The 26123-nt window shown below is 61.2% G+C and carries 31 protein-coding genes; 21 read left to right on the top strand and 10 right to left on the bottom strand.

The features are described from left to right. The first annotated feature begins 83 nt into the window (after positions 1-83). From AC1DSJ_RS27690 to AC1DSJ_RS27645, 10 genes are read left to right on the top strand one after another with little or no spacing between them, the layout of a single operon-like run. Positions 84-2681, top strand: a complete 2598-nt coding sequence (locus AC1DSJ_RS27690; RefSeq protein WP_441372567.1) for a tape measure protein — start codon at positions 84-86, stop codon at positions 2679-2681. Between the two features lie 14 nt (positions 2682-2695). Beyond that, positions 2696-3325 carry a phage baseplate protein gene (locus AC1DSJ_RS27685; RefSeq protein WP_441372568.1) on the top strand — a complete coding sequence of 210 codons (630 nt, stop codon included), beginning with the start codon at positions 2696-2698 and terminating at the stop codon, positions 3323-3325. Then, on the top strand, positions 3322-3654 hold the full coding sequence (locus AC1DSJ_RS27680; RefSeq protein ID WP_441372569.1) for a phage baseplate plug family protein: 333 nt from the start codon (positions 3322-3324) through the stop codon (positions 3652-3654). Before AC1DSJ_RS27685 ends, AC1DSJ_RS27680 begins: the two co-directional genes overlap by 4 nt. Beyond that, positions 3641-4558, top strand: a complete 918-nt coding sequence (locus AC1DSJ_RS27675; RefSeq protein WP_441372570.1) for a phage protein — start codon at positions 3641-3643, stop codon at positions 4556-4558. The genes AC1DSJ_RS27680 and AC1DSJ_RS27675 overlap by 14 nt, the downstream gene beginning before the upstream one ends. Next, complete coding sequence (locus tag AC1DSJ_RS27670; protein WP_441372571.1) at positions 4555-5250, top strand: Gp138 family membrane-puncturing spike protein; 696 nt, start codon at positions 4555-4557, stop codon at positions 5248-5250. Before AC1DSJ_RS27675 ends, AC1DSJ_RS27670 begins: the two co-directional genes overlap by 4 nt. Then, the gene (locus AC1DSJ_RS27665) at positions 5250-5618 is read left to right on the top strand and encodes a contractile injection system sheath initiator (RefSeq protein WP_441372572.1); all 369 of its coding nucleotides are present in this window, start codon (positions 5250-5252) and stop codon (positions 5616-5618) included. The genes AC1DSJ_RS27670 and AC1DSJ_RS27665 overlap by 1 nt, the downstream gene beginning before the upstream one ends. A gap of 21 nt (positions 5619-5639) precedes the next feature. Then, entirely contained in the window at positions 5640-7091 is a 1452-nt protein-coding gene (locus AC1DSJ_RS27660; protein WP_441372573.1) for a hypothetical protein, read from the top strand. Further along, positions 7091-7753, top strand: coding sequence for a baseplate wedge 1 family protein (locus tag AC1DSJ_RS27655; RefSeq protein ID WP_441372574.1), 663 nt, complete (start codon positions 7091-7093; stop codon positions 7751-7753). Before AC1DSJ_RS27660 ends, AC1DSJ_RS27655 begins: the two co-directional genes overlap by 1 nt. Before the next feature lie 2 nt (positions 7754-7755). Further along, positions 7756-10089, top strand: coding sequence for a pyocin knob domain-containing protein (locus AC1DSJ_RS27650; RefSeq protein ID WP_441372575.1), 2334 nt, complete (start codon positions 7756-7758; stop codon positions 10087-10089). A gap of 10 nt (positions 10090-10099) precedes the next feature. After that, positions 10100-10702: a tail fiber assembly protein gene (locus AC1DSJ_RS27645; protein ID WP_441372576.1), complete on the top strand. Its 603-nt coding sequence runs from the start codon at positions 10100-10102 to the stop codon at positions 10700-10702. Here the strand turns inward: AC1DSJ_RS27645 and AC1DSJ_RS27640 are convergent. Continuing rightward, positions 10647-11819 (bottom strand): acyltransferase family protein, encoded by a 1173-nt coding sequence (locus tag AC1DSJ_RS27640; RefSeq protein WP_441372577.1) that lies wholly within the window; start codon positions 11817-11819, stop codon positions 10647-10649. The two genes, AC1DSJ_RS27645 and AC1DSJ_RS27640, sit on opposite strands and share 56 nt — an antisense overlap. Before the next feature lie 126 nt (positions 11820-11945). On the opposite strand from AC1DSJ_RS27640, the gene AC1DSJ_RS27635 reads away from it, so the two are divergent. The 3 genes from AC1DSJ_RS27635 to AC1DSJ_RS27625 are packed head-to-tail and all read left to right on the top strand — an operon-like array spanning position 11946 to position 13230. Further along, the gene (locus tag AC1DSJ_RS27635; RefSeq protein ID WP_061302575.1) at positions 11946-12233 is read left to right on the top strand and encodes a hypothetical protein; all 288 of its coding nucleotides are present in this window, start codon (positions 11946-11948) and stop codon (positions 12231-12233) included. Beyond that, on the top strand, positions 12230-12724 hold the full coding sequence (locus AC1DSJ_RS27630; RefSeq protein ID WP_441372578.1) for a lysozyme: 495 nt from the start codon (positions 12230-12232) through the stop codon (positions 12722-12724). Before AC1DSJ_RS27635 ends, AC1DSJ_RS27630 begins: the two co-directional genes overlap by 4 nt. Continuing rightward, entirely contained in the window at positions 12703-13230 is a 528-nt protein-coding gene (locus AC1DSJ_RS27625) for a DUF2514 family protein (protein WP_441372579.1), read from the top strand. The genes AC1DSJ_RS27630 and AC1DSJ_RS27625 overlap by 22 nt, the downstream gene beginning before the upstream one ends. On the opposite strand, the gene AC1DSJ_RS27620 is transcribed toward AC1DSJ_RS27625, so the two are convergent. Continuing rightward, positions 13231-13407, bottom strand: a complete 177-nt coding sequence (locus AC1DSJ_RS27620) for a DUF3606 domain-containing protein (RefSeq protein ID WP_441372580.1) — start codon at positions 13405-13407, stop codon at positions 13231-13233. Positions 13408-13946: 539 nt separating this feature from the next. On the opposite strand from AC1DSJ_RS27620, the gene AC1DSJ_RS27615 reads away from it, so the two are divergent. Beyond that, positions 13947-14171 carry a DNA-3-methyladenine glycosylase gene (locus AC1DSJ_RS27615; RefSeq protein WP_441372581.1) on the top strand — a complete coding sequence of 75 codons (225 nt, stop codon included), beginning with the start codon at positions 13947-13949 and terminating at the stop codon, positions 14169-14171. Here the strand turns inward: AC1DSJ_RS27615 and AC1DSJ_RS27610 are convergent. Continuing rightward, positions 14124-14381, bottom strand: coding sequence for a CrpP-related protein (locus AC1DSJ_RS27610; protein WP_441372582.1), 258 nt, complete (start codon positions 14379-14381; stop codon positions 14124-14126). The genes AC1DSJ_RS27615 and AC1DSJ_RS27610 overlap by 48 nt on opposite strands. Before the next feature lie 113 nt (positions 14382-14494). Here AC1DSJ_RS27610 and AC1DSJ_RS27605 point away from each other — a divergent pair, with 113 nt between their 5' ends. After that, the gene (locus AC1DSJ_RS27605; RefSeq protein ID WP_441372583.1) at positions 14495-14908 is read left to right on the top strand and encodes a DUF2514 family protein; all 414 of its coding nucleotides are present in this window, start codon (positions 14495-14497) and stop codon (positions 14906-14908) included. 656 nt (positions 14909-15564) lie between these two features. Here AC1DSJ_RS27605 and AC1DSJ_RS27600 read toward each other — a convergent pair. Together AC1DSJ_RS27600 and AC1DSJ_RS27595 are read right to left on the bottom strand one after the other, a co-directional pair. After that, positions 15565-16047, bottom strand: a complete 483-nt coding sequence (locus tag AC1DSJ_RS27600) for a hypothetical protein (RefSeq protein ID WP_441372584.1) — start codon at positions 16045-16047, stop codon at positions 15565-15567. Positions 16048-16060: 13 nt separating this feature from the next. Continuing rightward, positions 16061-17206 (bottom strand): helix-turn-helix transcriptional regulator, encoded by a 1146-nt coding sequence (locus AC1DSJ_RS27595; protein WP_441372585.1) that lies wholly within the window; start codon positions 17204-17206, stop codon positions 16061-16063. A gap of 206 nt (positions 17207-17412) precedes the next feature. On the opposite strand from AC1DSJ_RS27595, the gene AC1DSJ_RS27590 reads away from it, so the two are divergent. Both AC1DSJ_RS27590 and AC1DSJ_RS27585 read left to right on the top strand, forming a co-directional pair. After that, positions 17413-17958, top strand: coding sequence for a YfbU family protein (locus AC1DSJ_RS27590; protein WP_441372586.1), 546 nt, complete (start codon positions 17413-17415; stop codon positions 17956-17958). A gap of 475 nt (positions 17959-18433) precedes the next feature. After that, on the top strand, positions 18434-19003 hold the full coding sequence (locus tag AC1DSJ_RS27585) for a hypothetical protein (RefSeq protein ID WP_441372587.1): 570 nt from the start codon (positions 18434-18436) through the stop codon (positions 19001-19003). 233 nt (positions 19004-19236) lie between these two features. On the opposite strand, the gene AC1DSJ_RS27580 is transcribed toward AC1DSJ_RS27585, so the two are convergent. The 3 genes from AC1DSJ_RS27580 to AC1DSJ_RS27570 form a co-directional block, all read right to left on the bottom strand. Then, entirely contained in the window at positions 19237-19485 is a 249-nt protein-coding gene (locus tag AC1DSJ_RS27580; protein WP_476760428.1) for a hypothetical protein, read from the bottom strand. Positions 19486-19556: 71 nt separating this feature from the next. Further along, positions 19557-19769: a hypothetical protein gene (locus AC1DSJ_RS27575; RefSeq protein ID WP_441372589.1), complete on the bottom strand. Its 213-nt coding sequence runs from the start codon at positions 19767-19769 to the stop codon at positions 19557-19559. A gap of 9 nt (positions 19770-19778) precedes the next feature. Beyond that, complete coding sequence (locus tag AC1DSJ_RS27570; protein WP_441372590.1) at positions 19779-20057, bottom strand: hypothetical protein; 279 nt, start codon at positions 20055-20057, stop codon at positions 19779-19781. Between the two features lie 622 nt (positions 20058-20679). On the opposite strand from AC1DSJ_RS27570, the gene AC1DSJ_RS27565 reads away from it, so the two are divergent. The 4 genes from AC1DSJ_RS27565 (at position 20680) to AC1DSJ_RS27550 (ending at position 23264) form a co-directional block, all read left to right on the top strand. Next, positions 20680-20880: a hypothetical protein gene (locus AC1DSJ_RS27565; RefSeq protein ID WP_342066538.1), complete on the top strand. Its 201-nt coding sequence runs from the start codon at positions 20680-20682 to the stop codon at positions 20878-20880. A gap of 95 nt (positions 20881-20975) precedes the next feature. Then, on the top strand, positions 20976-21692 hold the full coding sequence (locus AC1DSJ_RS27560; RefSeq protein WP_441372591.1) for a tetratricopeptide repeat protein: 717 nt from the start codon (positions 20976-20978) through the stop codon (positions 21690-21692). A gap of 62 nt (positions 21693-21754) precedes the next feature. Continuing rightward, positions 21755-22159, top strand: coding sequence for a YbaN family protein (locus AC1DSJ_RS27555; protein WP_441372592.1), 405 nt, complete (start codon positions 21755-21757; stop codon positions 22157-22159). Positions 22160-22322: 163 nt separating this feature from the next. Further along, positions 22323-23264, top strand: coding sequence for an alpha/beta hydrolase (locus AC1DSJ_RS27550; RefSeq protein WP_441372593.1), 942 nt, complete (start codon positions 22323-22325; stop codon positions 23262-23264). Here the strand turns inward: AC1DSJ_RS27550 and AC1DSJ_RS27545 are convergent. After that, positions 23256-25037 carry an IlvD/Edd family dehydratase gene (locus tag AC1DSJ_RS27545; RefSeq protein ID WP_054422349.1) on the bottom strand — a complete coding sequence of 594 codons (1782 nt, stop codon included), beginning with the start codon at positions 25035-25037 and terminating at the stop codon, positions 23256-23258. The genes AC1DSJ_RS27550 and AC1DSJ_RS27545 overlap by 9 nt on opposite strands. A 39-nt stretch (positions 25038-25076) precedes the next feature. Beyond that, a complete protein-coding gene (locus tag AC1DSJ_RS27540) occupies positions 25077-26093 on the bottom strand; it encodes a TRAP transporter substrate-binding protein (protein ID WP_054422348.1) in 1017 nt (338 codons plus the stop codon). Between the last annotated feature and the right edge of the window lie 30 nt (positions 26094-26123).

Below are 26123 nucleotides of genomic sequence, written 5' to 3'. Positions count from 1 at the left end.
CTACTGGACATCCTGAAGCTGAACGCTCTGATGGACGCCCAGGAGGCCGCTCAGGCGGCGGCGCAGAGGAAAATGGGGTAGCGATGACTACGGTACGCGAACTGGTGACGCTGCTGCGTTACGAGGTGGATGAGTCTGGGCTGAAGAAGTACCAGCAGACCTATCAAGCGGCCCAGGCCGCCATGGGCGCCGCCAGTGCGAAGACTGTTCGGGCCATGCGCCAGGCAGTCGTCGGTGCCGGCGTGCACCCAAGTGCATGGGCGCCGCGTCCGATGCCTGCGCCTGTTGTGTCTCAGCGTCCGGTGGCTCCTCCCGCGCCGGCGGTCAGCGTGCCGCAGCCGTCCTTGAACAGCGTGCCGCTGGCGCCCGCGTCGGACGCGCCTAAGGCCCAGGCACCGACGTTGCCGCCGCGATCGGTGCCTTCGGCGCCGCCGCCACTGCCTCGTCCTGCGTCGCCGGCGCCGCGCGTTCCCGCGTACGCCGCGCAGCGCGGGCGGCCGGTGTCGTTTCCCGTGGATGTGGCGGGCGCGCGAGGCAAGTTCTCGCAGATCCAGGGTGCCTATAACGGCCTCATGGGGCGCGTGCGGGGCGGGCTGCATACCGTGCGCGAGGTTGGCATCGGAACGTGGCAGGGAATCCGCCTGGGAATCCAGGACGCGCGCCAAGCGCAGGACCGTATGACGCGGGCGCAATGGCAGGGCGTGCGCGCAATCAAGGAGCAGCAGAGCGCGTTTTCCGGACTGCGAGGAATCCTCGGCGCGGTTCTGGGCGTTTCCTTGGTCAAGCGGATCTTCGGCGGTATCGACGCCTGGGGCCAGATGGAAGCGCGGATGCGGCAGGCTACTGCCTCGGCGCAAGAGTACGCCGAGGTGGACAAGGACCTGGCGCGGATCTCCCGCGTTTCGTACAAGTCCTACGCCGACAATGCGGAACTGTTCGTGCGTACCCGGCGCACGATGGCCGATCTTGGCAAGACGACTCAAGACACGATTGACGTGACTGAAAGCTTGTCGCTGGGCATGGCGCTTTCCAGCACCAAGGCGCAGGACCAGGAATCAGTCATTTCTTCGCTGACCAAAGCCATCATGCAGGGCAAGGTCGGCATGGACGAGTACAGCACGCTCATGCGTGCGGCGCCGCGCCTGCAGGTGGCTCTGGCCGATGGGTTGGGCATCACCACGGCCATGCTTTTGGAGCAGGTGAAAGCGGGCAAAGTGACGACGGATCGCTTCTTGCCGGCGCTGCAAACGCAGTTGGCCAAGATGCGAATCGAGGCCGAGAGCATGCCGGTTACCGTCGCGGACGCCATGACGGTGTGGAATGACGCTTTTGATCGGTTCTTTGGCAAGACCCTGACCGCAGGGCGCACGGTGGTGCTTGGCGTGACCAAGTCGATCGAGTTCATGGCCGATCACATCGCCACGTTGGTCAAACTTCTCGCGCTCACGGGCGCGACCTGGGGCCTGGTCAAGTTGCGTGGCTGGTTGCGGCTGGCCACGTTTCAATCGGGCGGACTGGCGCGATCACTGATCGGCGCCACGCGGGCTGCGATCGGGTTGGATAGCGCTATGGGATTGCGCCGCGGCCCTGCTGGCGCTCTTCGGATGCTGGCCCTCTGGCGTAGGTCGCTGGCGCCTTTGTTGCGCATGGCCGCGGTCCTCACCACCATTTACCTGATTGGCGACGACATCGCCGGTTGGCTGCGTGGTGATATTTCTGTGACCGGTGAACTGATCGGCCGCGTGGAGGAATGGCGCGAAGAGATCGACGCGGTAAGGGCCGTTCTGGTCGAAGTGAAGGACCTGCTCGGTGGCGCTGGCCAAGAGTTGGAGCCCTGGATCAAGAAGTGGGGAACGGTGTCCGTGCTCGTCTACGGCCTGTGGAAAATCCTGTCGCCCGTTCGCGGGTTGATCATGTTCCTCGCCCGTACGGCGGTGCCACTCCTATGGCGGGCTTTTGCAATGACGCCCATCGGCCGGATCGTCACGGGCGTCGTCCTGCTCGCGACTACGCTCTGGGAAATCTGGAAGAACTGGGACCAGATCAAAGCCCGCATCGCGGCGTCGTGGGAAGCACTGAAGGCCAAGGTGAAGGGGACATTCCTGGAACCGGTGTTGCAGTACTTCGAAGAGCTTTGGGCCTTTTGGGCGAAGATTTTTAAAGGTGTCATCGCAGGGTTCAAGGGTGATTGGGACGGCGCGATAAAGCATTGGCGGGAGGCGTTCACCGGTGTCTGGACCTATTTTGAAGACATCGGCGGCAAGATGATCGCCAAAATCAAGGAAATCGGCGGGGCAATCCAGACCTGGATAAACGACAAGGTCGAGGGCGCCAAAAATTGGTTCAAGGGGCTGCTGCCCCCGGACGCTGACGAGGAAACTCGGGCGATCATGACGGGTCGCCGGCGCGCACCCTCGTTGGTGGACAAGCCGGCGTTTAGCGCGCTGATCAACGGCGGCACATTGCCATTCGTCTCCAGCGGCACGGTCGCGCAAGCCGGCGTTTCCGCAGGGCGGGGTTCGGTTACGGTCGAGAACCACACGGACATCACTGTGAACGCCCCGAATTCCAATCCGGACAGCGTGGCGAACGCTACGCAACGCGGTATGAACGTCGGACGCCAGCGCACGGTCGACGCCATGTCGCGGTTTTTTGTCACCGGGGTCGAAGAAGGCCGGTAAATAAGGGGCTGAGCATGAGCTTTGTGGCAATGATTTTTGGCTGGAATGGCGGCACCAGCATCGGCGCGGTGCCGCTGGACGCGCTGGTGAGTGAGAAGACGTCACTCAACAGTCGCGCCACCGACTACGCCGTGGAAGATGGGCCGCCTGTCACCGACCATGTGGTGCAGGAATCTGAATTGTTGACCCTTGATGGCTGGGTCACAGCAGCGGAGGTGTCACTGCTCGGGGGGCTTGTGGAAGGCGCTGTCAGTGCGCTTCGCACCGGCGGTTCGCTAGGGGGACTTTCCGCAAAGGCAGGCCGTTCCAAGCTGATCAGCGCAAAAGACGCGCTGCGCAAGATCCACGCGGACCGACTGCCCATCACCGTGACGACCGGGTTGGACGTGTACGTGGACGTGGTCATGGAGCGATGTGAGATCGGCCGGACCAATGAGGGCGGGGACCGATTCGAAATATCCGCTGATTTCAAACGGATCCGCAAGGTGACATTGCGGCAGGCTGACATTCCTCCTGAGAAAACCTCGGGCAGCGCCACCGGCAAAGCTGGACAGACCAAGGCCAACGCGGGCAAGACGAACGGCGCGGAGGTTTCCGGTAGGCAGAAAACGGATTTGAGCAAAACGACGGGCTGGGGAAAATGAAAGTCATCCCTGTGCTGAACGCGAATGACAGCCTCACTGAGGTCGAGCTCGACGGCGTCACCTACTTCTTGCATCTGTCTTGGAACAGTGAGGCCGAATTGTGGGTTCTCGCGGTTGAGAACGCCTACAACGAGGTCATCGTCTCGGGCGTGGCGGTGGTGCCGGACACCCCCTTGCTGGGCGCCTATCGCCACCTTCCGGTGCCGGCGGGCGACTTGGTGGCGCTTGCGCCCGATCGGCGCGACGCCGTGAGCCGGGCGGCCCTGCCGGCGGGCGATGTCGCGCTCATTTACGTCGACGCGGAGGAAATCGCTGATGGCCAGGTTTAACCGTGTCTATCGGCTTCTGGTGGGAAAAGGCGGCGCAAAAGGCCTGGAAATTCTGCCTCCGATTCGGATGACATTCGATATTTCGAAGGATGCCGATGAGGAGCCGAACGACCACACAATCTGGATTTACAACCTGGCGGCCGCCACCCGTAAGGCGCTGGAAGAGCCAGATTTGCGATGCGTCCTGTCTGCGGGTTACGCGGAGGAGGGCGGGCCGCTGCTGATGGCATCGGGCAGCGTGGTCTTCGCCTACACAAAGTTTGAGCAGCCCGACGTTGTCACCGAGTTGATCGTCAAAGACGGCTTCACCGAAGTTCGGGATACAGCCGTTTCCATCGGCCTGGGATCCGGTGCCCAGGCCAGCGCCATCATCCGGGACATCGCCCGCCAGATGGGCCTGCCTCTCGTGATGGCCGATGATGTCCCCGACCGGCGCTGGAAGCAGGGCTTTTCATTCTATGGCGCTGCGCGCACCGCGCTGCACAAGGTCACCCAGGGAACCGGCCTTGAATGGTCGATCCAGAATCAGCAGCTTCAAGTTGTGCAGCGCCGAGGCACGACGCGCCGTCAGGCAGTGGTGCTGGCCGCCGACACTGGGCTGCTGGGTTATCCGGAGCGCACGCGCGAGGCTGCACGGGAAAAGGCGAAGGTCAAGGACAAATCCACCGGTGATGACGTCAACCTAGTCAGCGCGCGCCAGCAACGCGACGGCTGGCGGGTGACGTCTTTGCTGTTGCCAACCATCAATCCAGGCGACCTGGTCAAGCTGGAGAGCCGGTCGGTGGATGCATTCCAGCGCGTCGAGGCCGTGCGGCATACCGGTGACAGCGAGGGCGGGGACTGGCAAACCGAACTGGAACTGGTGGACAGGTCGGCGCCGCCGAAGAAGAAGGGTGAGACATGAGCAACATGGTCAAGATGATGCGCGCAGTGATCGCGTCCGAGCTGGCCGACGTCTACACGACTCTGCCGGGCGAAGTGGTTGCCTACGACGGCACGTTCGTCACGGCACGGCCGGCGCTGGCCAAGCGCCTGGCCAACGGCGATGCCCTGGCACCGCCCCAGGTCGTCCGCGTGCCGGTGTGCTGGCCCGTAGGCGATGTGAATGGCGCGCAGGCACTTATCTCGGTGCCGCTGAAACCCGGCGACGCGGTGAAACTGTCGTTCTCTGCGCGCGCGCTGGAGAACTGGCTGGCGGGCGACAACGGGCCGCCGGACGATCCTCGGCAGTTCGACTTGTCTGACGCCTTCGCCTCACCTCTGGTGCGGCCTGGCACGATGGCGGCTGACACCGAAAACGTCAGCATTCAGTACGGGCCGGCGACGATGAAGCTGTCGCCCTCCGGCGACCTTACATTCCAGGTCAAAACCTGGACGGTTCAAGCCCAGCAAACAACTTTCAACACGCCGCTGACCGTCAATGGCCCGCTGCTCTATACGCAGGGCATGGCAGGCGAGGGCGGCGAAGGCGGGGCATCCATGCGGATCCGCGGCGGTGTGGCCTATGAAGGCGGCGCGATCACACACAACGGCAAGAACATCGGCGACAGCCACCGTCACCCTTATGCCGGCGGAATCACGGAGGGCCCCACCTGATGGCTTTGGATCTCGCACTTGCGTCCGATCACGACTTGGACGTGGACTTGCTCGGTCGCGCCTCCTTCGTGGATGGCGCCGACCGGATCGCGCAACAGGTGAAGGTCACGTTGCTGGCATTTATGGGCGAGTGGTTCCTCGATACGACGTTCGGCGTGCCGTATCTGGAGGACATTCTGGTCAAGGCACCCGACCGCGCGAGTATCGAAGGGATTCTGCGCGCCCGCATCAGGGCCGTGCCCGGAGTGGAGCGTGTTCGTAGCCTGGACCTTCAGGTCGAACGGCAACTGCGCGTCCTGCGCGTCGCCTTTGACGCCGACACGACGGCGGGGCGACTCCAACGGGTTGTCGAGCTGGGCACGCCCTAAACCATTTCTATCGAGGTATCTATGGCCTACGGTGTAACGCCGGATGGGTTCGTGCGCCCGCGGCTGCCCGAGATCCGGCAGGAGATCGTGGCGGATTTGCGCGCGCGTATGCAAGCCGCCGGCTTTGGCGGGACAGTGGAAACCCGCCCTGACAGCGTGACCGGTCTTTTGATCGACACCTTTGCCGAGCGCGAAGCGGCGCTATGGGAGCAAGCCGAGGGCGTCTATTACGCCATGTACCCCGGATCAGCCACCGGCATCTCTTTGGACCGGGCGGTGTCTTTCACCGGCGTGTCGCGGTACCGCGACGAGGCATCGCGGGCATACGTGGTCCTTTACGGTTCAGCAGGCACGACAGTGCCGGCCGGCGCCCAGATCCGCCACCGGGTAAGCCAGAATCTGTGGGCGATCGTGGGCGACACACAAATTCTGCCGGGCGCGGCCGCAGATATCACCCTCCAGCCGGCCGTGGCCCCGAACGCCGAATATCGGATCACCATCGACGGCACTCCCTATGTCTACGCCACGGGGCCGACGGCCAATCTGCCGCAGGTGCTTGCCGGCCTGGTCGCCGCGCTTTCCCCCAGCGGCCTCGAGGTGTCGAGCGATGGTGTCGCAGTGCGGCTCCAAACCGACGGGCGCGTGGCGGCGTCATTTAGCTGGTCGGCATCGATCGCGCTTGCTCGGCTCGGTTCGCCCGCGCTGGCACTCACGTTGCAGGCTTCCACGGAGGGCGCAGCGGTGGGCGACTTGGATGGAATCGTGTCTCAGGTTGATGGTTGGAGCGCCGTCTCGAGTCTCCAGCCGGGCGTGGCCGGCCGATTGGCCGAGAACGGCGCAGAACTGCGTGCGCGCTATTCGACAGGCTTGTTCAGGCTTGGCGCGGCGACCCTTCCGAGCATTGCGCCCAATGTCCGCGATCGCGTCGCAGGGGTACGTACGGTCAAGGTGTTCATGAACAACACCGACGTGGCCGACCAGTTGGGGAGGCCGCCTCACAGCGTGCATGTGGTCGCAGACGGCGGGCTTGACGACGAGGTGGCCGACGCGATCTTTCGGGTGGTTGCTGCGGGGATCGACACCTACGGCCAGCAGTTGGTCGTGGTGCAAGACGACGAGGGCGCCGAGCATCCCATCCGGTTTGATCGACCGGAACGTGTGTACGTCTGGGTGCGCTGCGTGACCACACTGTTGCCGCCGTCGGAGCAAGCATTTCCGCCCGGTGGATTCAAGGAAATCGCTGACAACGTGGCGGCCGCCGGTGAGGCGTTCGCAATTGGCGAGGACGTCATATTGCAGCGGCTGTACGGCGCCATTTATCGCACCGCGGGCCTAGCCTCGGTCGACCTCCGGTTGGCACATTCGACCAGCCCCGCCTTCGTGCCCCAGCCGGAGGATTTCGCCGCGGCAAACATTAGCATCCAGGACTTCCAGGTTGCAGCATTCGACCTGTCACGAATCGAGGTGATTTGATGGACCTTCGTCAAGATCACGCGGGCGTCGCCTGGGGACACTGGTTGGGGCAGTTCCAGGCAAAGCCTCGTCTGCAGGCGCTGGTGAAGGCGCTACTCAAGCCGGCCGAAGGACTGCAGGATGCGCTGCGGGCTCTCTATGAGGACCGCTGGCTGGATACGGCAGTCGGTAAGCAACTGGACGGTATCGGCGAAATCGTCGGCCTGCCGCGCGTCATCGACGAGGCGATCTACATCCAGTTCTTCGGATTCCTGGGGCAGCCGAATGTCGGGGGCTTCGGGCAGGCGCGGTTTCGTCGTGCCAATGAAAAGCCCGTTGCAGGGGCTGCCACGTTGCTGGATGCCGAGTACCGCAAGCTTCTGTATTGGAAGATCGCCCTGAACAACGGCCACGGTACGGCGCCAGAAATTGCCAGTTCGTTAAAGCCCATCTTCGATGTGGCGCGCGTGATTGTGCAGAACGCGGGCAACGCGAAGATCCGGATCTGGGTGAGCCGAATCCCTGGCCCGAACGATCCCCTTATGGCCAACCCCTACAAGTGGGTGCCCCAAGCCGCCGGCGTCAGCGTGCAACTTATCACCGGCTCAACGGAAAAGCCTTTTGGCTTTCGCGAGCAAGGTTTCTATGGCTTTGGCGTCGGCGTGCTGGCGCGAGGAATTTGACTATGGCTGATCCCACCTTTTTCGAACTGTTCAAGGCCACTTGGGCGCAAAACGGCCTGACCGAGAGCATCACCGACCTGCAATACAAAACCGGCTGGGCCTACATCGGCTCCGTGCCGCCGTCGGTCGAACAATTCAATAAGGTCCAGCAGACCACCGACGAGCGCTTGGCTTGGCTGTATCAGCAGCTTGAGGGCCTGGCGGCGGTGACGGGCCGGCCTCTGATGGCCACCAGCACGGATGCCTTGAGCTATGCGCAGCAGAATCTGAATGCCGCCAACCTGAAAACCGGAACGGTGCCCGCTGCGCGCCTGTCAGGCACGGCGGCGTCGCTGACCGCAGGCGCGGCGCAAAAGCTGGCCACGGTGCGCACCATTGCCGCGACCGGTGATGCGACGGGCTCCGGTACGTTCGACGGGTCGGCGAACCTATCGCTGGGCCTGACGCTGGCCGCGAGTGGTGTCACCGCGGGCAGCTACGGCAACGCCAGCGCGGTGCCGACCTTCACCGTGGACGCAAAAGGCCGCGTGTCGGCGGCGGGCGAGGTGGCGCTGGGCAACGCCTCCACCTCCACGAAGCTAGCGACGACGTGCCAGTTCTCGGTGACGGGCGGCGCGACGGCGGGTGGTGTGAGCTTCGACGGAACCGGCAATGTGGCGCTTAATGTGATCGCGCTGGATGTCTCGAAAGCCACCGCCGGCACCTTGCCGGTGGCACGCGGCGGCACGGGCGCGACGACACTTGCCGCTGGCTCGTACCTGGCTGGGGCAGGAACGGGCGCGTTGGTATCGCGCACGCCGGCGCAAGTGCTGGACGACATCCAGGCGTTGCCGAAGGCGGGCGGTGAAATCAGCGGCCCGGTGGTGTTGGGCACGGGGGCGGCCATCGGCGCGCAGCACGGCTTGAATTCTTCCTCGGGACGAACCGCGCATGTGCTGCTGCCGGACGGTGGCGGGTATTCGACGCATACCGCCACCGTTACGGGTGCGATGAAGATCACGTTGCCCGCCGCAGCGGTCGGAGTGAACACGATGCTACGCCTGCGCGTAGACGTGTTCGAATACCTGGATGGCGTGCCGCCGGTGTCGCTGCTGATCCAAGGCTACGTGCAAACGACGAAGGCGTGGGGGCGTTGCGGGGTGACGGTGCTGGCGGGAGGCGCGGCATCGGACCTTCCCGTTCGATTCGGATCGGATGCTTCTGGCGTTCCTTGCATCTGGATCGGTGAGGCCAACAAGTCCTGGTCCTACCCGACCGTGACGGTGGCCGAAGTTCAGGCCAAGTACAACGTGTCCGGAGCGAGCGTCGCCGGCTGGGGCGCAGGCTGGAAGGTGGAGCCTGCCACATCGTTCGAGACGGTGTCGCAAACGCTGTCGGGGAGCAACCTGGCATTTGGCCGCGCGGATATTGCGCGGGTCAGTGGCTTGCAAGACGCGTTAGACCTGAAGGCCAACTCCTCCGTATCGCTCGTGGCGGGCAATGGCCTGAGTGGTGGCGGTACGCTGGCTGCGAACCGCACGCTCACGCTCGGTACGCCCAGCACGCTCACGGCTACCAGCACGAATGGCGTGCAGACGGCAAGTCACACTCATGAGTTGGACACTCAAACCAGTGCGAATGACACCACCCCTGGGCGCATCCTCACGGTTGGCGCTTTCGGGTTGGGCGCTGACAATCCGCTTGGCACGGCGGACCTCGATACGGTTCTGGTGCCGGGGAAGTACGGCCAGAGCCAGAACGCCAACGCCACGCCCGCAAGGCACTATCCGGTAAACAAAGCCGGATCGCTTGACGTCGGAATGGCTGGAGCGCAGATCACCACGCATATGTATGTCGTTTACGACACAGGTGAGATGTATACGCGAGGTCGCTATAACGCAGTGTGGTCAGACTGGTGCTATCACCCAGGCGTGGGGAGCCTCCCGGGCGCGGCCGAAACGACGGCAGGCGTTATTAAACTGGCGACCGCCGCACAGGCGCGAACCCGAGTCGACGACACAAGCGCACTCACGCCGAGAAAGCTAGACGACGCGTTCACTGGGATGAATCAATTGATATCCGGAAGTTCGGGCGCGCAGGTGCTCCCGGGAGGCTTCATTCTTCAAGGGTTCACGGTCACGTCAGGGAATGGCAACTTCACCTTTCCAATGGCCTTTCCGAATAGTTGCATTTCGATCAATGGCGTGGAGACAGCCGCGACGGGGGCCATCTACGCATATGTTCCGATGTTTTCTAATGTCAGCCGCCTAGGCGGCCAGACGTCATTTCGCACTCTCGATGGCACGCTTGCGCCAACGTCGGGGATGTCTATCAGGTGCTTCGCTTTTGGTCGTTAAGGAGATGGATATGAAGATGGCATTCTCTGCGTCTCAGATTGCGTTCGTTGGAATAGAGCTTAAAGATATGTACATGTCGGCAGGGACTTGGCCTGTCGATGCAAAAGACGTGGAACCCGAGGTGTACCAACGGTTTTCTGGTAGCCCGCCAGATGGGAAGATCCTAGGAGCATCTGACGATGGTGATCCGTGCTGGGTCGATCTTCCCCCTCTGGAGCTTGGGCAGGCGAAAGAGATCAAACGTGCAGAAATTGTGCGTGCCTCATCGCTAAGCGTTCAGCAGTACGTCGATGAGTACCCTGCATTTGAAGTGGCGACCTGGGCGGTGCAGGAGTCTGAGGCCATCGCTTGGCTTCGCGATTCCAATGCGGCCACGCCGTTCTGTGACGTTCTGGCAGATGAGCGTGGTATTTCCCGGGAGGACCTGATGAACCGAGTCGTCCGAAAGGCGGAAGAATTTCGGGCCGTATCAGCGGTCATGGCAGGGCGGCGCCAGCGCTTGTTCGACGATATCGATGCGGTCGAAGAAGGGCCGAACGCCGCTCTAGCGCTAGCCGCTATCGCTTGGCCGGTTGACTTGAGACTAGCGAAGGTGCGACAGTCGCCGGTTTAGCCGCTGCGCGGGCAAGGATGCGCTTAGATAGGCTACTGCCCACCTTTCGGAATGGGGTCTCGACGAACCGGAAGTTTAGATTCGACAGCCCCATTGTCAGCAAAAAGCTGGAAGCGACGAGCAAGGTGTTGTATTTACCGGCCGCGAGGTTCGGTGTGTCCAAGAATCTGTTGGCGGACTCCAGAACAAAGATATTTACCGGGACGTGGAACAAATATATTGCGTATGAGCGAGAACCCACCCAGGTCAGCGCGGTGCGCAAGATGCCCGCGGGCATCAATAGACCCTTGTCAGCAGACGCGAGCAGAACCAATGCACCTGCAAGCATCGCGGTGATACCGATCCAGAGCGGATGAGCCGTTGGGTTCCAAGGGACAAGCGCCAAGATTGCCAGACTTGTGATCCACATTAACGGGCGAATTTTGGACGCCTCCATAAGGATGTGTTCATAGGATTTAGTCTTAGAAAAATAACCAAGAAGAACCCCCATCATCAAGCCGTCTGTGCGGATGATCCATGTCGCGCTCCAGCCATTACGCACGGTGAATATCTGTACGACGCAGGCGATCACGAAGAAGTAGATTGACCTAGGGCCAAGTGTTACCAGAACTAACGGCAATAGAAGATAAAACTGCTCTTCTAAAGAAAGGCTCCAATAAACCGGGTTTACCCCACATTGAGCCGACGCCCACATGCACTGATACCAATGAAAGTTGGCCAAATGCACAACCGCGTACAGGGCGTCCCGCACATTCCCCCACTTGGAGCCAGCGGCGCCAGATGAGTTGTAGAAGAAGGCGATGAGGATCAGCACTGCGAGCGAAAGCCATGCTGAGGGCAATAGTCGAAATGCTCGCCTCGTCCAGAAAGCGTACACCACGGGCCGCATGGTCCCCTGGGCTCGAGCGGCCTCAATAGAGCCAATCAGTTCACGGGAAATTACAAACCCTGAAATTACGAAGAACAGATCTACGCCTAGTTCAAGGTGGAGGCTTCTTATTGTTGCAGCGAGTACGCCAGGTGAGTAGAGCAAAGCGGCGCCGTGATACACGAAGACCGCCAGAACGGCGATCCCGCGTAGGACTTCGATCTCTTCTATTCTGTTATGCGTTTTCATTTTCTCGGATCTCTTTGGCGCGATTATATGCAATCAAGAGGTTTCGGCCACAAACGTTACTGCCCGCTTTAGCGGGCTTTTTTACGTCTATAGGGGACGCGATGTTGTCGCTTCAAAGGAAATGCCATGGCTGACGAACATCTGTCCGATGCGTTCATCAAGTCACTGCACGCGCGCGTCGTGCAAATGGAGCAAGACATGGCCCACAACGCGGAAGCCACCGCGCGGAATACAGACTCTATCGAGACGATCCGGCAAAACACACAGGACATCGTAGACACGTTCGCGGCACTGTCCGGGGGCTTCAAGGTCTTGCAGGGGCTGGGCCGGCTTGCGCGCCCGATTGGATATATCGCTACGGCGATCGCGGCCACGTTAGCCGCGGTGGCGGCGGTGAAGGGGATTTGGAAATGATCTCGGACAGCCTGAAACGCAAGTTGATGGCGGCGGCCAGCGCCGGATCGATTGCGATTGCCGGCGTGCTGGTGTCGCACTTCGAGCCCGGGAAGATTCGGGGTAAGCCCTACATCGACCCCGTCGGCGTGCTGACCGTGTGCGATGGGCACACCGGCCCGGATATCGACCCGAAGCGGATTTACACCGACTCGGAGTGCGATGCGTGGCGCGACGCCGATCTGGCCATTGCTGACCGCGCGGTACGCCGACTGATCACCGTGCCGCTGAATGACTGGCAGCGCGCGGCCTTGATCGACTTCACGTACAACCTGGGCGCCGGCAACTTGGCTGAGTCGACCATGCGGCGCAAGTTCAACGCGGGCGACTACGCGGGCGCCTGTGCCGAGCTGGACCGCTGGGTGAAAGGGCGCGTGGGTGGTGTGCTGGTGACGTTGCCAGGCCTCGTCACGCGCAGGGAGGTGGACACATGGGTCTGTCTACAGCGTTGATCGGCTGGAAGGGGTACGCCGCAGCCCTGGTTGCGGGCGCGATCGTGGCGGGCGGTGCGGCCTGGAAGGCGCAGAGCTGGCGCTATGGCGCAGAGATCGCCGGTATCGAACGCGCTCACGCCAAAGCCTGGGATGACCAAGCCCAGGCTACAGTGACCGCCGTCGAAGCGGCCAGGACCGAAGAGAGGCGGCGCACTGCTGCCGTGGAGGAACAGCGAGATGTTGCCAAGGAACAGGCTGCTGCTGCAGCGGGGGATGCTGCTCGCGCTCGTGCTGAGCGCCTCCGGCTGCTCGAGCGCGCCAACGCGCTGGCTGGTGCCGCAGCAGGTCGCGATGCCACCCTTACCGACGCAAGGCCGGCAGGAGCGGACGCCGTCGATCTGCTTGCCTACATGCTCGGCCGGGTTAGCCTCCGAGCTGAAGAACTTGCGGGCATTGCAGACCGCGCCCGCATCGCAGGACTGATGTGCGAGAGAGCCTATGACGGCGTGCGCGGCTCGCCGTAGCTATTTCTTAAGATGCTCTTTCACTGCCTCGACGGAGACGCCGACTGCGTTCACCGCCTCTTTCAGTCGTTGTTCGCTCACGCCCAGTTCTTTGGTCCAGTAGCGCAGTTCGTGGTCTTCATTCACGTTGATCCGCGCCCGGTCCTGCGGGCCTCGGTTCTTAAGATCGTCTGACATGCGAATCCTCCTTGTAAGAACCGGTGGAGCAGCAAGCGGTGTTCCCGCGCGTCAATCTACCGGGCGCTTGTGGGCCACTGCCACGGCGATGCTGCCATTCGGCAGGCGGTATTTGCCATCGCCAAGCCATATGACTGTTTCGCCTGTTGGAAGGGTGCAAACGTACTGGTGGACCGGCGTGGAATCAGGGCTGCGCTTTATAATTAGACGCCTTTCTACCCGACAAGTTGATCGATCGGGTAGCTTGACGATGACATCGGCCAAACGGGAGCCGGAAGCCATAAATATCCCCTCCTATAGTTCGCGCGTTCGCATCGGGATGAGTTTCATAGGCCAGCGGCCACCGGTTGTCCCCTGGCACTTAACAGTAAGCACCGCCTTCACAGTTCGGCATATCCGCCATGGGGTTGAGTGCCGACCTCGTACCAGGCCCGAGCAAGAAAAAGCGCCCCATCTCTGGGGCGCCGGTCGGGCAGTGGGCCGCTTCAGGCATTCAAATTGCTGCAACGTAGTCGGTTCGGACATTGGGAGGTACGACCATGCTACGAGACGAACTACTTGCAAAAATGATTGTTCAAACTTCCCCTGCTCGCAATTTTGACGACTGGGCTGATGTACTGACGGAGTTCGCAAACTGTGTCGTCGAAGTCAGCCCGAAACTGAGCCGGGAAGAGTGCGAACGGCTGGTTGCCGTCGGGGCTTCGTTCTATCGCACGTTAGCCCGCGCCGAGGACTACCGGCGCACTTCGGCGTTGGGCGACTAAGTGGTGAGCCCGGCCCCTCTCGGCGGACGGGCGGCTCCGCACCTCTTTGCGCCAACCCGCTTCCCATGCGTCCACTTTCTCTCGCCACTCGGCAATCGACCCACCACAGTGGCCAGGCATCTCTGCGGCGCGCAAATAAGGGCAATCCCATAGGCTCAAACCGTCGCGGGCAGCTTGAGCGCCCAGCTTCTGGATCTCATCGCGATGCATTGCCGTAGCCTCCAAAAATGGATGGTGGGATGGTCAGTATTGCGCAACCATGTATTGGGCTGCAATAGTGTTGCAGCACTATTCGCCGTGGTCCGCTTGTCAGGCTCTCTCCCTTGCGTCCACCACCTCCGTTAGAAGCGGCGGCCGTTGATCTCTTCAATGACGCGGTCATCCACGATCCCGCGGCTGCGGGAGGAAGCCTGGCAGGAACGACTGCCCTCGATCTGCTGGTCTACATGCTCGGCCGGGTTAGCGACCGAGCTGAAGAACTTGCGGCATTTGCAGATCGAGCCCGAATCGCCGGACTGAAGTGCGAGGGCATCTATGAGAGGGCGCTTCTGAGTGCGTCGGCAGGATGGCTCTATGAGAGCGAGGCACTGTATGCCACCGCAATTCCCACTTTGCCGTCAGGCAACCGATACCTTTTTCCGGAGAGCCAGGTCACGAGTTCGCCGGTGGGCAGCGTGCAGATGAACTGCGTGTGCAACGAGCCACGCCGACCTGGTCCCACCACAAGACGGCGTTGAACGCGGCACGTCGAATGATCGGGAAGTTCGAGAACCACATCGGATAGCCGAGAGCCGGCGGGCATGATTGGTCGTTCCTTCGTTCCCCTGCGGGCTGAGTGGGTGTGCACTGTGCCCACCCATTGCCTAGGATTGTCGGTTGGACCGCGAGCGCGCCGCTATCCGCCATCCGATGGAAACGACCTGCACGCTTGAAAAAAACGCGACTTCTGTGGAAGCAATGGGCGCGGGTGTGGGGAACCGATTTGCTTCTTTGGTTCCGACGGCCTCGCGCAACGCACAGGTGGTAAGGCTTTATCGTGTGCTCATCCACTGCATCAACCAGCCCTGGTAGTAGCGCCGACCGTCAATCTCTTCGAAGCCGCAGACCATCATGCCGCGATCGGACGCCAAGCTTGCCGTGGGAGCAAGACGGCTCGGCGTTGATCAGTATCACGACTTTTATCGCCGAGAGTTCGGGGGAGGCGATTGACGCGACTCCCGCATAAGTGCGCCGTCAAATGGGCGCGAGTTGAGGTAAAGAAGCCGTGGCACTGAGGCTACGGCTTCCTTGTTGACGGCAAGATGATCGACCTTTAACATCGCGCAGCACCTCGAATCGTGCATGCTCCGGATGTGGTGGGTGACTTCAGATAGATCGGTGTTGGCGCACTTTTCTAAGCTGCTTTCTCGTCTTCATCCGGAGCGTTCTTCCGCCACGCCACGTCGTCAGTGAAGTCGAGAGGAATCGCAATCGGTTCTTCGTCGGTATGGATACTATTCCAATGATCGGCGTCCAGCGTGAGCTGCAGACCATCGCCCACCATTTGTTCGCGTCGGTTGATCAGTGATTTGAGCATCGGCCCTCTAGGGGCTTCGTCAATATCGATCCAGAGCGTCAGTTGGGTTTTTCCGTGCCACTGCTGCAATGCGTGGTTCGCGCGGTACGGACGCCCAGTTTTGGGGTCGCGCCTGGTTTCTTGGCGGGCGGCTTGCGAAAACTGTTCTGCCAGCCGATCAAGTGCCGTCCGGGGTTTTGGCAGCGGCCAGCCCGTTTGCGCAGCGAATTCTGCGACTTTATGCATATCAACTTCTTTTTCGCCGGTGGCTTCTTTGTAGTGGCGAATGAAGCGCTGCATTTCGGTTGATTTATTGCTCAATTAGATAATCCTCTCATTCGTCGACAGGTACGAAATCGCCCCAACCGTCGACGATTGAGCTAGGGGCGACAATATGACGAATTTTCTCTAGGTAGGATCTAAACCGGTCGTAGCGGCCCGTTTGATGTTGTAGCCGGCCTGCTACCAAGCCGGGATGGACCCCAAGCGTGGTCGCGAAACCTTGGAGATCACGGTCGGCAAAGAACGGGGCCTTTCTCGCAATGAACGCTTCGAGTTTCTTGGTCGGAACACAGAATTCAGCCGCCGCCTCATTTGCGGCCTTCTCCATAGCCTCGACGTCGGTATCAGCGCTGCACGATTTGCCATCCAAATCCACCTCAAGGATTGCAGACTCTTTACCATCCCCACGCAAAACATGCTCAAGCTCGTGCCGGAGGACGAACCAAAAATTGTCAATCCGGTCGAAGCGCATGGACATCGCTACGACCGGTGAATGGTCGTTGAGCCATAGGCACGCGCCGTCTATTTTGGTCGACGGTAGCGCTTCGACGATGAGGAACCGGATGCCGTTCTCTGCCAAAACTCTGGGGACCTTCCGGGTTTCTTCTTTTGACCGGAGCAGGGTCGTTAACTCTTTCACGGCCCGCCGTCCAGACAGATCGTTGTACTTCGGCACTAGCATTTCCGATGCAATCTTCCTAACGCGGTAAAGCCATGCCAGTTGGGCTCCCGAAACTTGCGATAGTGCATCAGACTTCTTTGCCGCGTGGGGCAATTTTTCAATTTCAAAGTGGCTTTCGGCGCGGAAGAAGCGAAGCAGCTCGGCCTCTACCTGTTGCGTGTCTTTGAGACTTTCGGCGTGAATCCATCCGCGCTTGATCATCTCAGCAACTGGAAAATCGCCAAAAAGCTTGGCGCGACTGGCCCTGCTTGGATCGGGCGGCGTAGACAGCCGAGCGACGGCGACATCGTATTTTGCCTGTACCTCTAAGAAAGACTCCGCGGGCAGGCCGAACACGTCTTCCAAGCCCAAAGCCAAAAGAGGAGTGAGCGACTTCTTGTCTGCAATGATTCTGCTCACGCTGGCCTCGTCTATGCCTAAGACGACAGCGAGGACGCGTTTCGTCCAGCCGCGATCGTCCAATAGCTGGGAAATCCGTTGGCCGGGCGTAGTGATCGTGGTGTTGCCTGAATTCATTTGATCATTCTACCAGCCAGTTTGACGATTTTGTCAAATTGGCAATTCCGTCAAATTGCGTTGCGCCTAAGCAACTGTGAGGGAGATGCCCCGGACCGCCATTGGGACCAATGGTCTCTCACTCGGCCAACGCACAGAGAGATTTTCCGCATCCTGTGGGAACAAGCTCATGCTAAGCTATGCATAATTAAACTAAAGGTGTCAATATGAAACTGACAAGCGCCGAAAAACTCTCCTTGGTGATGCTGTCCGAGTTGTATGAAAAGCTTGGCGTCAACGGAGAGGTGGACGCTGACTTCGTAAAGTCCGCGATCTTCAGTGGAAATACTTGGGCGCTAACCCTGGGAATGCCAGGAATCGTAGGGGATGACGGAGAGGACACTCCTCCTAACGTTCTCTATGTAATGGAAGTCATGGACATGTGGGAGTCCATCGAGCATTCCATCCAAAATCTTGACGACAAACAACGAGAAGACCTTAATCGGCGCGCAGCTCCCTACGGAGTGACCTCGAAGTTCGAGGGGTTTGACGGCAACAATGAAGGCGAGCTGATGGGAATTGCGAAATTCTTGGTCGAGAAAATGCACAGATTTAGCAGTTTCACGGGGCGCAGCTTCAATTCGCATGGCCCGTCTGCGGAGGGCTACAAGCGTATGCTGAAAGTGCATGGCCCATCGGAGGCATCCTGGGGCCACCTTGCTGTAGACGAGTTGGTTACCGTGCTCATGGCGAAAAGTTACCCCGAACATTAAGCTTGCGACCGTTGTGCTGCGCCCATGTTGAGCGTCGGCAACCATATGGCAAGTAACTCGGCGTCCGGCAGCACTGATGTGGACTCCTCTAAACAGGATGCAGTTTGGGGGGCAGCAGATTCAGTGACGGAATATAAGGGTAGGAATGAGGGTAAGTTTGCGGGTGCCCTACGGTCACTTCCTTATAGATCAACGGCCTACGCAGCTCTTCCGCTTCCAATACCGCCTACCAGATTCCTGCAAAGCAGTGCCAAGCACTGTGTAGCAATGCCTAGAAAGCCGCGTAAGTCTTTGACTTCGCGGCTTTTTTGCATTCTGCGCCGCTAATGCCCCCCACAGCCACAACGGGTGCCAGCAGATTTACGGGTGGGAATACGGGTGGTTGAATCGGATAATGGTGGGCCCCCAATTCCTCATTTCCGGCGTTGGACGCGCAGCTATCAAGAAAACCCGAACCCACCGTAGGGAGTCTGGAGTGTTGAAAAAAAGCGAGACATTGACCCACGTTGATTGGGCCATCTTTGGTCTGGCACTTCTCTTGCTCGTGCCGCCCGTGTTGGTAATTGTTTTCCTGAATAAGTCCAGCGTGTCGGCATTTGTGATTTCCGAGGCCGGGCGGTCGCACTTTCTATCTTATTGCTCGTTTTGGCTCGCAGCGATGGCCGGACTGACAGCCGGCCGCGGCGTAGTGAGACATCAGCGTGGCACGCCTAAAGCGGAACTGGCTGTCGCGTCGATACAGGATTACATCGAAAGCGCCGTGTTGCTGGTCAGTTCTGCGTGCGCATTGGCGCTGACCGCGCTCGATGAGCCACTGCCTCATCGCGCTTTCTTGATGCTGTTGACGTCGTATCCCGTGATATACGGTGGATATCTATTCACTTTGAAAATATGGGAGAAGCAGAGCCGGAAAAGGAACAAGGCATTTTCCTTGGCATCCATCGGCCTGCGCCATTCGCGGCGGTCTTTCCTGACCGCTGCCTGCATTGGGGTCGCGGGGCTTTGGATCATGGACCAGCTCTACCTTCCGAGCTTGATAACGTAAATCAAGTTATGCAAAATTCGCCCAGACTCGTAGCAATTACGACCTAAAGAAATGCCCCGGCTAAAAAACCGGGGCATTTCTTTTTGCGAGGCAGAGTTAACCAAGTATTCACCAGATACCGGTCGTGTCACCTGGCAGTTCATGCATTCATATTGGTTTTCAATTGCTAGGCAGCCGCAAGAATATGCAGGCGCCTGATGCATAACCCGTTATGTCCTGCCGTGCGGCGAGGTTTACGCTTGCGGTTCGCTTGGCGTCGAATGTGCGTTCTTGATCACGCGGCGAATATTCAGCGCCGCTAGCCCGACTTGAAGCGCGATCAGTGCGAACGCGCCATCGTGCATGCCCCATGCGATCCACAGCACATTGCTCAGCAGGAATACCCAGAATCCTGCCTTGCGTTTGCCTGGGCCTTGCGAGGCAACGAGCCAAGCCGCCGCAAGCGACGTGACCATGGCCGGCCATTGAAGAAAATCCCACATCGCTTCCATCTGGCGCGTCCAGGGTCAATACCAAGTCAGCCGGTGCCGGCAGGAAATCAGGGCAGACTTAATCAATCAATTCCGGGCGTTTGCTGCGGGTCCACACCGGGCATCGGGTTGGGGATGCTATCGGGCGGCCAGGGTTTGCCGTCCTTCTCGCCGGATTTCGACGGGGCGTCTTTGCCTTCATCCTTTCTTTTGGCGGGCGGGATCTCGGCGGGATGCGGGTCGCGTTGTTGGTCGGACTGTTGGTCGGATTTTTGGCTGGCGTCAGGGGAATTCATGGTTTGCTCCTAGCTGATTTTCTTTAGCAGCCTGGCCACACGCGCGATGCCGCCTGTGCCGCTTGCGGCGCGTCCGATGAGTGCCGTGCCGGCCGCCGTGAAGGCCATCCGCCTGAACACGGTGGTGCCCCGCATGCCGGCCACGAGCAGCCAGGCGCCAAGCCCGAAGACCAGCAGATGCTCACCAGGAAAGTCTGGCCGGCTTGCGTCGATGTCTTTCAATTCCTGTATCAGCGATCGATCCCCGCGAGCGGGAACGTCGGCTTCGGCGATGGCGTCGGATTTCATTGGGGTCTCCCGGGTTCGATGAGCCGGATATTCAGCAAGTGCCATGCCACGCATGGCTGAGTTCAGGCCCAGCGCAAATTCTGCCGGTCGAGCAAAAAAAAGCCCCGCCAAGCGGGGCAAATCCACGGATCAGGTGGTTGTCGCCGCAGCGGCAGGGGGAGTGCCGGTGTCGCCATGCTTGACCCGAATGGCGACCACCGCCGCGGCGTGGCTGTTCAGCAATTCGCGTGCCCGATGGGCGCGCGCGCCGCTACCCCTCATTGCCTTGGGTATTTTCGCTGGCGTCGCTCGGTTTGACGGGGGGCGGCTTGTCAGGTGGTTGGGGGGATTTATCGGCCGGCCTTGCAGGTTCGGGCGCTTTGGAGGGGGGCGTGTCAGATGCGGAGATGTTCATGCTGCTGACCTTGAAGATAGGAATGCGAGCCGAGGCAGCAAAACTCATGCCGAAAGAAGCATGCCGGGAAGGCGCTTTCCGAAAGGGGTATGCCGACAGATGCATCCCGAAAAGCGTATCCCGCAAGACAGGCTACGCGGCGACACCGACGGCACAGGTTGGGAAAGAGACTTGCTGATCCGTCGATGACAATCCAAAAAAGCGCCTCACCCACGGAGGATTTCGAAAATGATGATCGAAGTTTTTCAGCATACCGACGGCCATTGGAGTTTTCGGCGCATCGCTTTGCTAGGCGTGGAAGAAGACGCCGGGCATTACCCCACGCGGGATGAAGCCGTTGCCGCCGCCAGTCTTAAATACCCAGGCGAGTCGGTATCTACCGTTGAGGCGACGACGGACCCCGCGACTGGCAAGCTTCGGTCGGATTGACACAGCGTCGTTCGGGCCGTGGCCCGGGGCTGTCTCGGGGGCGTTATCTCGGCGTTATCTGATAAGGTCCGGGTACGTCCCCCACTGCCTAGCCCATGCATAACGTCTTGAAGCCCATCGTCTTGATCCCCGCCTTGTGGCTCGCCGGATGCGCGATTACGCCGCCGCCGGAAAAGCCGGCGCAATCGCGCCTGGACGAGCTGCCCATGTATGGCGGCATGGACCGGTCGGCCGCCGCTGAACTTCAAGCCAGTGACAAAAAGCTCATCGCGGATGCGACTCGCGCATTTGGTTCTGCGGAAAAGGCGTCGCAGGCGTGGGTCGGGCAGGGATACCGCTTCTATCAGTCAGACCAGTTGGGCATGGCGATGCGGCGCTTCAATCAGGCGTGGTTGCTGAACCCCGACAACCCAGAGGTCTACACCGGCTTTGCCGCGGTGCTGCACGACCAGGGGAAATATTGCCAGGCCATGAGCATGATGGACCAGGCGATCAGCCATGATCCGCCTACGTTCCAAGGCATTTATGCGGACGCCGGGCGCATTGCCGCGCGCTGCGCGGCGGACGATAAGACCTTGCCGCCCGAAGCCCGGGTGGCGGCAACGGCCCGTTCCGATGAGTGGTACCGCAAGGGCGAAGCCGTGGAGCCGGACAAGGGCTATCTGTATGCGTCGTGGGCAACGGCCTATTACTGGCGTGGCCAGTATGACCAGGCGTGGGCGATGGTCGTCAAGTCTCGTGCAGCGGGCGGTAACCCCAGCCCGAGATTCATGGACATGCTGCGCGCCAAGCAGCCGGAACCCCGGTCGTAACCGTTGCCGCGCGTCTGCCTGCTCGGCTCCGGYCCCGCATTTGCGATATTCTGCTGACCATCATGATCAAAGCTCTATGGTTGGCGTTGGGCTGCGTGATGCTGGCACTGGGCGTCATCGGCGCGTTCCTGCCGGTCATGCCGACGACGATATTTCTGATTCTTGCCGTGGGCTGCTTCTCGCGGTCGTCGCCGCGTTTGGAAAAGTGGCTGCTGGATAGCCCCACCTACGGCCCGGCGCTGCGCACGTGGCGCGAGCAGGGCGCGGTGTCGCGCAAGGGCAAGACGTATGCCTGCCTGGGCATGGCGGTGGGTTACGCGGTGTTCTGGTGGAGCGCGCATCCGTCGTGGCCGTTGGCCGCGGGCGTTGGTCTCTTCTTTATTGCCAGCGCGGCCTACGTGCTGAGCCGCCCGGCGCCAAAAGCGGCTGATTCCCCCGATCGGTTCGGCCAACGGTCAGGCGATTGATATCTCCTTGAAAGACACCGGTTTGGCGTAACGCAGCGAAATGGTTCGCGCCATTTCGCCTGCTCGCAGCGGGCGCCTTCTCTGATGTAATGCCCCACAGTCGGGCTGTTCAAGCAGCGGCGCATCGTTCCGAAGGCGCCCATGGCCCGGGCAAGGATGCGTCATGTTGAACAAGCGTCGGGAACTTCTATTTGCGGCCATGTCGGGGGCGGCGCTGGGGTGGGCGAGTCCGTCGTCCGCCGCCGGCACGCTGACCACGCAGCAAGAGACCTTGGACCTGTGGCCGGGCAATCGCGCGCCTGACGGGCGCGGCCCGGAAGGGCCTGAGCAGGTCAGCGCCAAGGGTTCCATCACGCAGGTGTCGCGGCCACGTCTGGTGGTCTACCGCCCGGCGCAACCCAACGGTACGGCGGCGCTGGTGATTGCCGGCGGCGGCTACGCGCATATCGAATGCGGAACGGAAAGCACGCCCACTTGCCTATGGTTGCAGGCGCAAGGCGTGACCGCGTTTGAGCTGGTGTATCGCCTGCCGGGCGAGCATTGGCCAGCGATCGCGCCTTTGCAAGACGGGCAGCGCGCATTGCGGGTGATCCGGGCGGCGGCAGGGCGGTTTGGTCTGGATGGCGGGCGTATCGGCGTAATCGGTTTTTCCGCCGGCGGGCATCTGGCGGGCTTTACCGCGGCCACGCCCACCGTGCCGCATTACGCTGCGGTGGACGCTGCCGACAGCATGTCGTCGCGCCCCGATTTTGCAGCGCTGATCTACCCGGTGCTGACCTTCATGCCGCCGTTTGACCACACCCATGCGCGCCGCGAAATTGTGGGCGAACATCCCACGGCCGAGCAAAGCGTGGCGTACTCGGTAGATCATCTGGTGACGGCGCAGATGCCGCCGGTATTCCTGGCGCAAGCGCAGGACGACCCGATCTCGCCCGTCGATAACAGCCTGCTGATGTTCAACGCGCTGCGCCGGGTGGGCGTGCCCGCCGAGATGCACATCTTTCCCCAAGGCAAGCATGGCTGGGGGCTGGGCAAACCAGGCACGCGCGTGCATGCCTGGCCGGACTTGTTCACAGCGTGGCTGGCGTACAACCAGTCAATGTGAATGCCGGGGGTCGCCCCGCGTTTCAATCACCTTCAGATAGAGCGTGGCCGGTTCCAGGCAGCCGCCGGTCGATAGTTGGCCGACCAGTTGCCGATACAGCTCTTGCCACGGTGTTTGCGAGGCGGGCGCCTGATACGGGGGTTCTTGTTTGCGCCGCGCCATTTCGGCGTCATCCACCAAGGCCGTGACGCTGCGTTGATTCAAATCGACGCGGATCTTGTCGCCCGTGCGCAGCAGCGCCAGGCCGCCGCCCACGGCCGCTTCGGGCGACATGTTCAGAATGGACGGGCTGGCCGACGTGCCGCTTTGCCGGCCGTCGCCCAGGCAGGGCAGGGAATCCACGCCGCGCTTGATCAGGTGTGACGGCGGCGCCATGTTGACGACTTCGGCGCTGCCCGGGTAGCCCACCGTGCCCGCGCCGCGTATCACCAGAATGCAGTGCTCGTCGATGTTCAGCGCAGGGTCTTCGATGCGCGCGTGATAGTCCTCGGGGCCTTCGAACACGATGGCGCGCGCTTCGAACGCGTTCTCGGAACCGGGTTCGGACAAGTAGGCGCGGCGGAAGGCTTCGCCCACGACCGACATCTTGATAATGGCGCTGTCGAAGAAATTGCCCGACAGCACGATGAAGCCCGCGCGATGTTTCAGCGGCGCATCGCAGGTGCGAATGACGTCGGCGTCTCGCGTCTTGGCAGCCGAAGCAATGTCGCCAATCGTCTTGCCGGACACGGTGGGGCAGTCGGCATGCAGGCGCCCGGCGACCAGCAATTCATGCATGACGGCCGGCACGCCGCCCGCACGGTGGAAGCCTTCTCCCAGATGCTCGCCGGCTGGCACGCAGTTGACCAGCAAGGGCACGTCTTCGCCCAGCCGCTGCCAGTCGTCCAGGCTTAGGTCGATGCCGGCGTGCCGGGCCATCGCAATCAAGTGAGGCGGACAGTTGGTGGACGCGCCCAGTGCCGATGCCACGACGATGGCGTTTTCAAACGCTTGCCGCGTCAGGATGTGCGACGGCCGCAAGTCTTCGCGCACCATGTCGCAGATGCGCAAGCCCGTGGCATAGGCCATTTGCGCGCGTTCCCGGTAGGGCGCCGGGATGCTGGCGCAGGTGGGCAGCGACATGCCCAGCGCTTCGGCCAGCGAGTTCATGGAGAGCGCGGTGCCCATGGTGTTGCAGTGGCCCACCGATGGCGATGACGCCGTGGCCAGCGTCATGAAGCCTTCATAGTCCAGCTTGCCGGCCGCCATCAAGTTGCGCGCATGCCAGATGACGGTGCCTGACCCCACCCGCTGGCCGTCGTGCCAGCCGTCCAGCATCGGGCCGCCCGACAGCACGATGGCGGGCAGGTCGACCGTGGCGGCGGCCATCAGACAGGCGGGCGTGGTCTTGTCGCAACCGGTCGTCAAGACCACGCCGTCCAGCGGATAGCCGTGCAGAATTTCAACCAGGCCCAGATAGGCCAGGTTGCGATCCAGCGCCGCCGTGGGCCGCCGCCCCTGTTCGGCCAGCGGATGCACGGGGAACTCCATCGGAATGCCCCCCGCGTCCCGGATACCCGCCTTGATGCGTTCAGCCAGCGCCAGGTGATGGCGGTTGCAGGGCGCCAGGTCGCTGCCCGTCTGGGCGATGCCGATGATCGGCCGTCCGGATTGCAGCTCCTGCCGCGTCAGGCCGTAGTTCAGATAGCGCTCGACATAGATCGCCGTCATGTCGGCGTGAGACGGATCGTCGAACCATTTCTGGCTGCGTAACTTGCGGGGTGTCTGAGACATGAGAGGCTCGCTTGCTTCACTTGCGTCAATCGGGAGGCGTCAGTTGCGCGCCTTCTGGATCTCGTCGTTCAACTGCTTGACGAGGTCAGGGCCGAGTTCTTGCGTGTACTTGTCCACCACGGGCTGCACCTTTTGCCGCATGCGCGCCACTTCTTCGGGCGTGACGGTATTGATCTTCATGCCGGCTTGCTCAAGCGTGGTCATGGCCTTGGTGGAATCGGCGCGGCTGTCCTTGCGTTCAAAATCACGCGACGCCGCAGCGGCTTGCCGAATCAGTTTCTGTTCGTCAGGCGACAGGGTGTCCCACCATTTCTTGGACGCCAGCACCACCCACGGCGTGTAGACGTGGCGCGTGATGGTCAGGAAGGGCTGCACTTCATAGAACTTGCTGCTCTGGATGGTGGTGATGGGGTTTTCCTGGCCGTCGACCGTGCGGGTTTCCAGCGCGGTGAACAATTCCGAGAACGGCATGGGCACGGCGTTGGCGCCCAGCGTGTTGAAGACCCCCAGCGCGATCTGGTTCTGCATGACGCGCAGCTTGATGCCTTGCAGGTCTTCCGCGCGCGTGATGGGGCGCTTGGAATTGGTCATGTTGCGAAAGCCGTTTTCCCAATAGACCAGGCCGACCAGGCCCTTGGCTTCCAGCTTCTTCATCAGGTCTTGGCCCAAGGGGCCATCAAGCACCGCGTCGGCTTCCTTTTCGCTGTTGAACAGGAAGGGAAGGTCGAACACGCCGAATTCCTTCACCATGCCCGCCAAGGGCGCGGTGGAGCCCACCATCATTTCCTGCGCGCCGCCGGCCAGCGCGCCTTGCATCTGTTCGTCAGAGCCCAGGTTGGCCGAGCCGAACGTCTTCATCTTCAGCTTGCCATCACTGACCTTTTCCAGCTCTTGCGCCAGGAAGCGCGCGGCGCGGCCCTGGACGCTTTCTTCATTCAGGCCGTAGCCAAAACGGATCAGGCGCGGCTTGACGTCGGCCGCCGCGGCCACGCCGGCAACAGCGCAGGACAGCGCCGTCGCCAGCACAAGTAGACGAGTCTTGAATTGGGTGATCATGGTGCTCCTCCTTGGGGTTTTTCTATGCCG

This window comes from Achromobacter sp. 01N37, from assembly GCF_056399725.1.
This window is presented reverse-complemented; position numbering and strand designations above follow the sequence as displayed.

What these genes read in the sequence shown, in the direction of transcription:
- AC1DSJ_RS27615 (WP_441372581.1), top strand. Translation starts at nt 13,947, where the DNA reads ATGCTACGAGACGAACTACTTGCAAAAATGATTGTTCAAACTTCCCCT.
- AC1DSJ_RS27595 (WP_441372585.1), bottom strand. Translation starts at nt 17,206, where the DNA reads ATGAATTCAGGCAACACCACGATCACTACGCCCGGCCAACGGATTTCC.
- AC1DSJ_RS27665 (WP_441372572.1), top strand. Translation starts at nt 5,250, where the DNA reads ATGGCTTTGGATCTCGCACTTGCGTCCGATCACGACTTGGACGTGGAC.
- AC1DSJ_RS27545 (WP_054422349.1), bottom strand. Translation starts at nt 25,037, where the DNA reads ATGTCTCAGACACCCCGCAAGTTACGCAGCCAGAAATGGTTCGACGAT.
- AC1DSJ_RS27680 (WP_441372569.1), top strand. Translation starts at nt 3,322, where the DNA reads ATGAAAGTCATCCCTGTGCTGAACGCGAATGACAGCCTCACTGAGGTC.
- AC1DSJ_RS27630 (WP_441372578.1), top strand. Translation starts at nt 12,230, where the DNA reads ATGATCTCGGACAGCCTGAAACGCAAGTTGATGGCGGCGGCCAGCGCC.
- AC1DSJ_RS27570 (WP_441372590.1), bottom strand. Translation starts at nt 20,057, where the DNA reads ATGAAATCCGACGCCATCGCCGAAGCCGACGTTCCCGCTCGCGGGGAT.
- AC1DSJ_RS27610 (WP_441372582.1), bottom strand. Translation starts at nt 14,381, where the DNA reads ATGCATCGCGATGAGATCCAGAAGCTGGGCGCTCAAGCTGCCCGCGAC.
- AC1DSJ_RS27690 (WP_441372567.1), top strand. Translation starts at nt 84, where the DNA reads ATGACTACGGTACGCGAACTGGTGACGCTGCTGCGTTACGAGGTGGAT.
- AC1DSJ_RS27655 (WP_441372574.1), top strand. Translation starts at nt 7,091, where the DNA reads ATGGACCTTCGTCAAGATCACGCGGGCGTCGCCTGGGGACACTGGTTG.
- AC1DSJ_RS27550 (WP_441372593.1), top strand. Translation starts at nt 22,323, where the DNA reads ATGTTGAACAAGCGTCGGGAACTTCTATTTGCGGCCATGTCGGGGGCG.
- AC1DSJ_RS27540 (WP_054422348.1), bottom strand. Translation starts at nt 26,093, where the DNA reads ATGATCACCCAATTCAAGACTCGTCTACTTGTGCTGGCGACGGCGCTG.
- AC1DSJ_RS27640 (WP_441372577.1), bottom strand. Translation starts at nt 11,819, where the DNA reads ATGAAAACGCATAACAGAATAGAAGAGATCGAAGTCCTACGCGGGATC.
- AC1DSJ_RS27645 (WP_441372576.1), top strand. Translation starts at nt 10,100, where the DNA reads ATGAAGATGGCATTCTCTGCGTCTCAGATTGCGTTCGTTGGAATAGAG.
- AC1DSJ_RS27575 (WP_441372589.1), bottom strand. Translation starts at nt 19,769, where the DNA reads ATGAATTCCCCTGACGCCAGCCAAAAATCCGACCAACAGTCCGACCAA.
- AC1DSJ_RS27660 (WP_441372573.1), top strand. Translation starts at nt 5,640, where the DNA reads ATGGCCTACGGTGTAACGCCGGATGGGTTCGTGCGCCCGCGGCTGCCC.
- AC1DSJ_RS27635 (WP_061302575.1), top strand. Translation starts at nt 11,946, where the DNA reads ATGGCTGACGAACATCTGTCCGATGCGTTCATCAAGTCACTGCACGCG.
- AC1DSJ_RS27555 (WP_441372592.1), top strand. Translation starts at nt 21,755, where the DNA reads ATGATCAAAGCTCTATGGTTGGCGTTGGGCTGCGTGATGCTGGCACTG.
- AC1DSJ_RS27560 (WP_441372591.1), top strand. Translation starts at nt 20,976, where the DNA reads ATGCATAACGTCTTGAAGCCCATCGTCTTGATCCCCGCCTTGTGGCTC.
- AC1DSJ_RS27590 (WP_441372586.1), top strand. Translation starts at nt 17,413, where the DNA reads ATGAAACTGACAAGCGCCGAAAAACTCTCCTTGGTGATGCTGTCCGAG.
- AC1DSJ_RS27675 (WP_441372570.1), top strand. Translation starts at nt 3,641, where the DNA reads ATGGCCAGGTTTAACCGTGTCTATCGGCTTCTGGTGGGAAAAGGCGGC.
- AC1DSJ_RS27650 (WP_441372575.1), top strand. Translation starts at nt 7,756, where the DNA reads ATGGCTGATCCCACCTTTTTCGAACTGTTCAAGGCCACTTGGGCGCAA.
- AC1DSJ_RS27620 (WP_441372580.1), bottom strand. Translation starts at nt 13,407, where the DNA reads ATGTCAGACGATCTTAAGAACCGAGGCCCGCAGGACCGGGCGCGGATC.
- AC1DSJ_RS27685 (WP_441372568.1), top strand. Translation starts at nt 2,696, where the DNA reads ATGAGCTTTGTGGCAATGATTTTTGGCTGGAATGGCGGCACCAGCATC.
- AC1DSJ_RS27670 (WP_441372571.1), top strand. Translation starts at nt 4,555, where the DNA reads ATGAGCAACATGGTCAAGATGATGCGCGCAGTGATCGCGTCCGAGCTG.
- AC1DSJ_RS27580 (WP_476760428.1), bottom strand. Translation starts at nt 19,485, where the DNA reads ATGTGGGATTTTCTTCAATGGCCGGCCATGGTCACGTCGCTTGCGGCG.
- AC1DSJ_RS27565 (WP_342066538.1), top strand. Translation starts at nt 20,680, where the DNA reads ATGATGATCGAAGTTTTTCAGCATACCGACGGCCATTGGAGTTTTCGG.
- AC1DSJ_RS27625 (WP_441372579.1), top strand. Translation starts at nt 12,703, where the DNA reads ATGGGTCTGTCTACAGCGTTGATCGGCTGGAAGGGGTACGCCGCAGCC.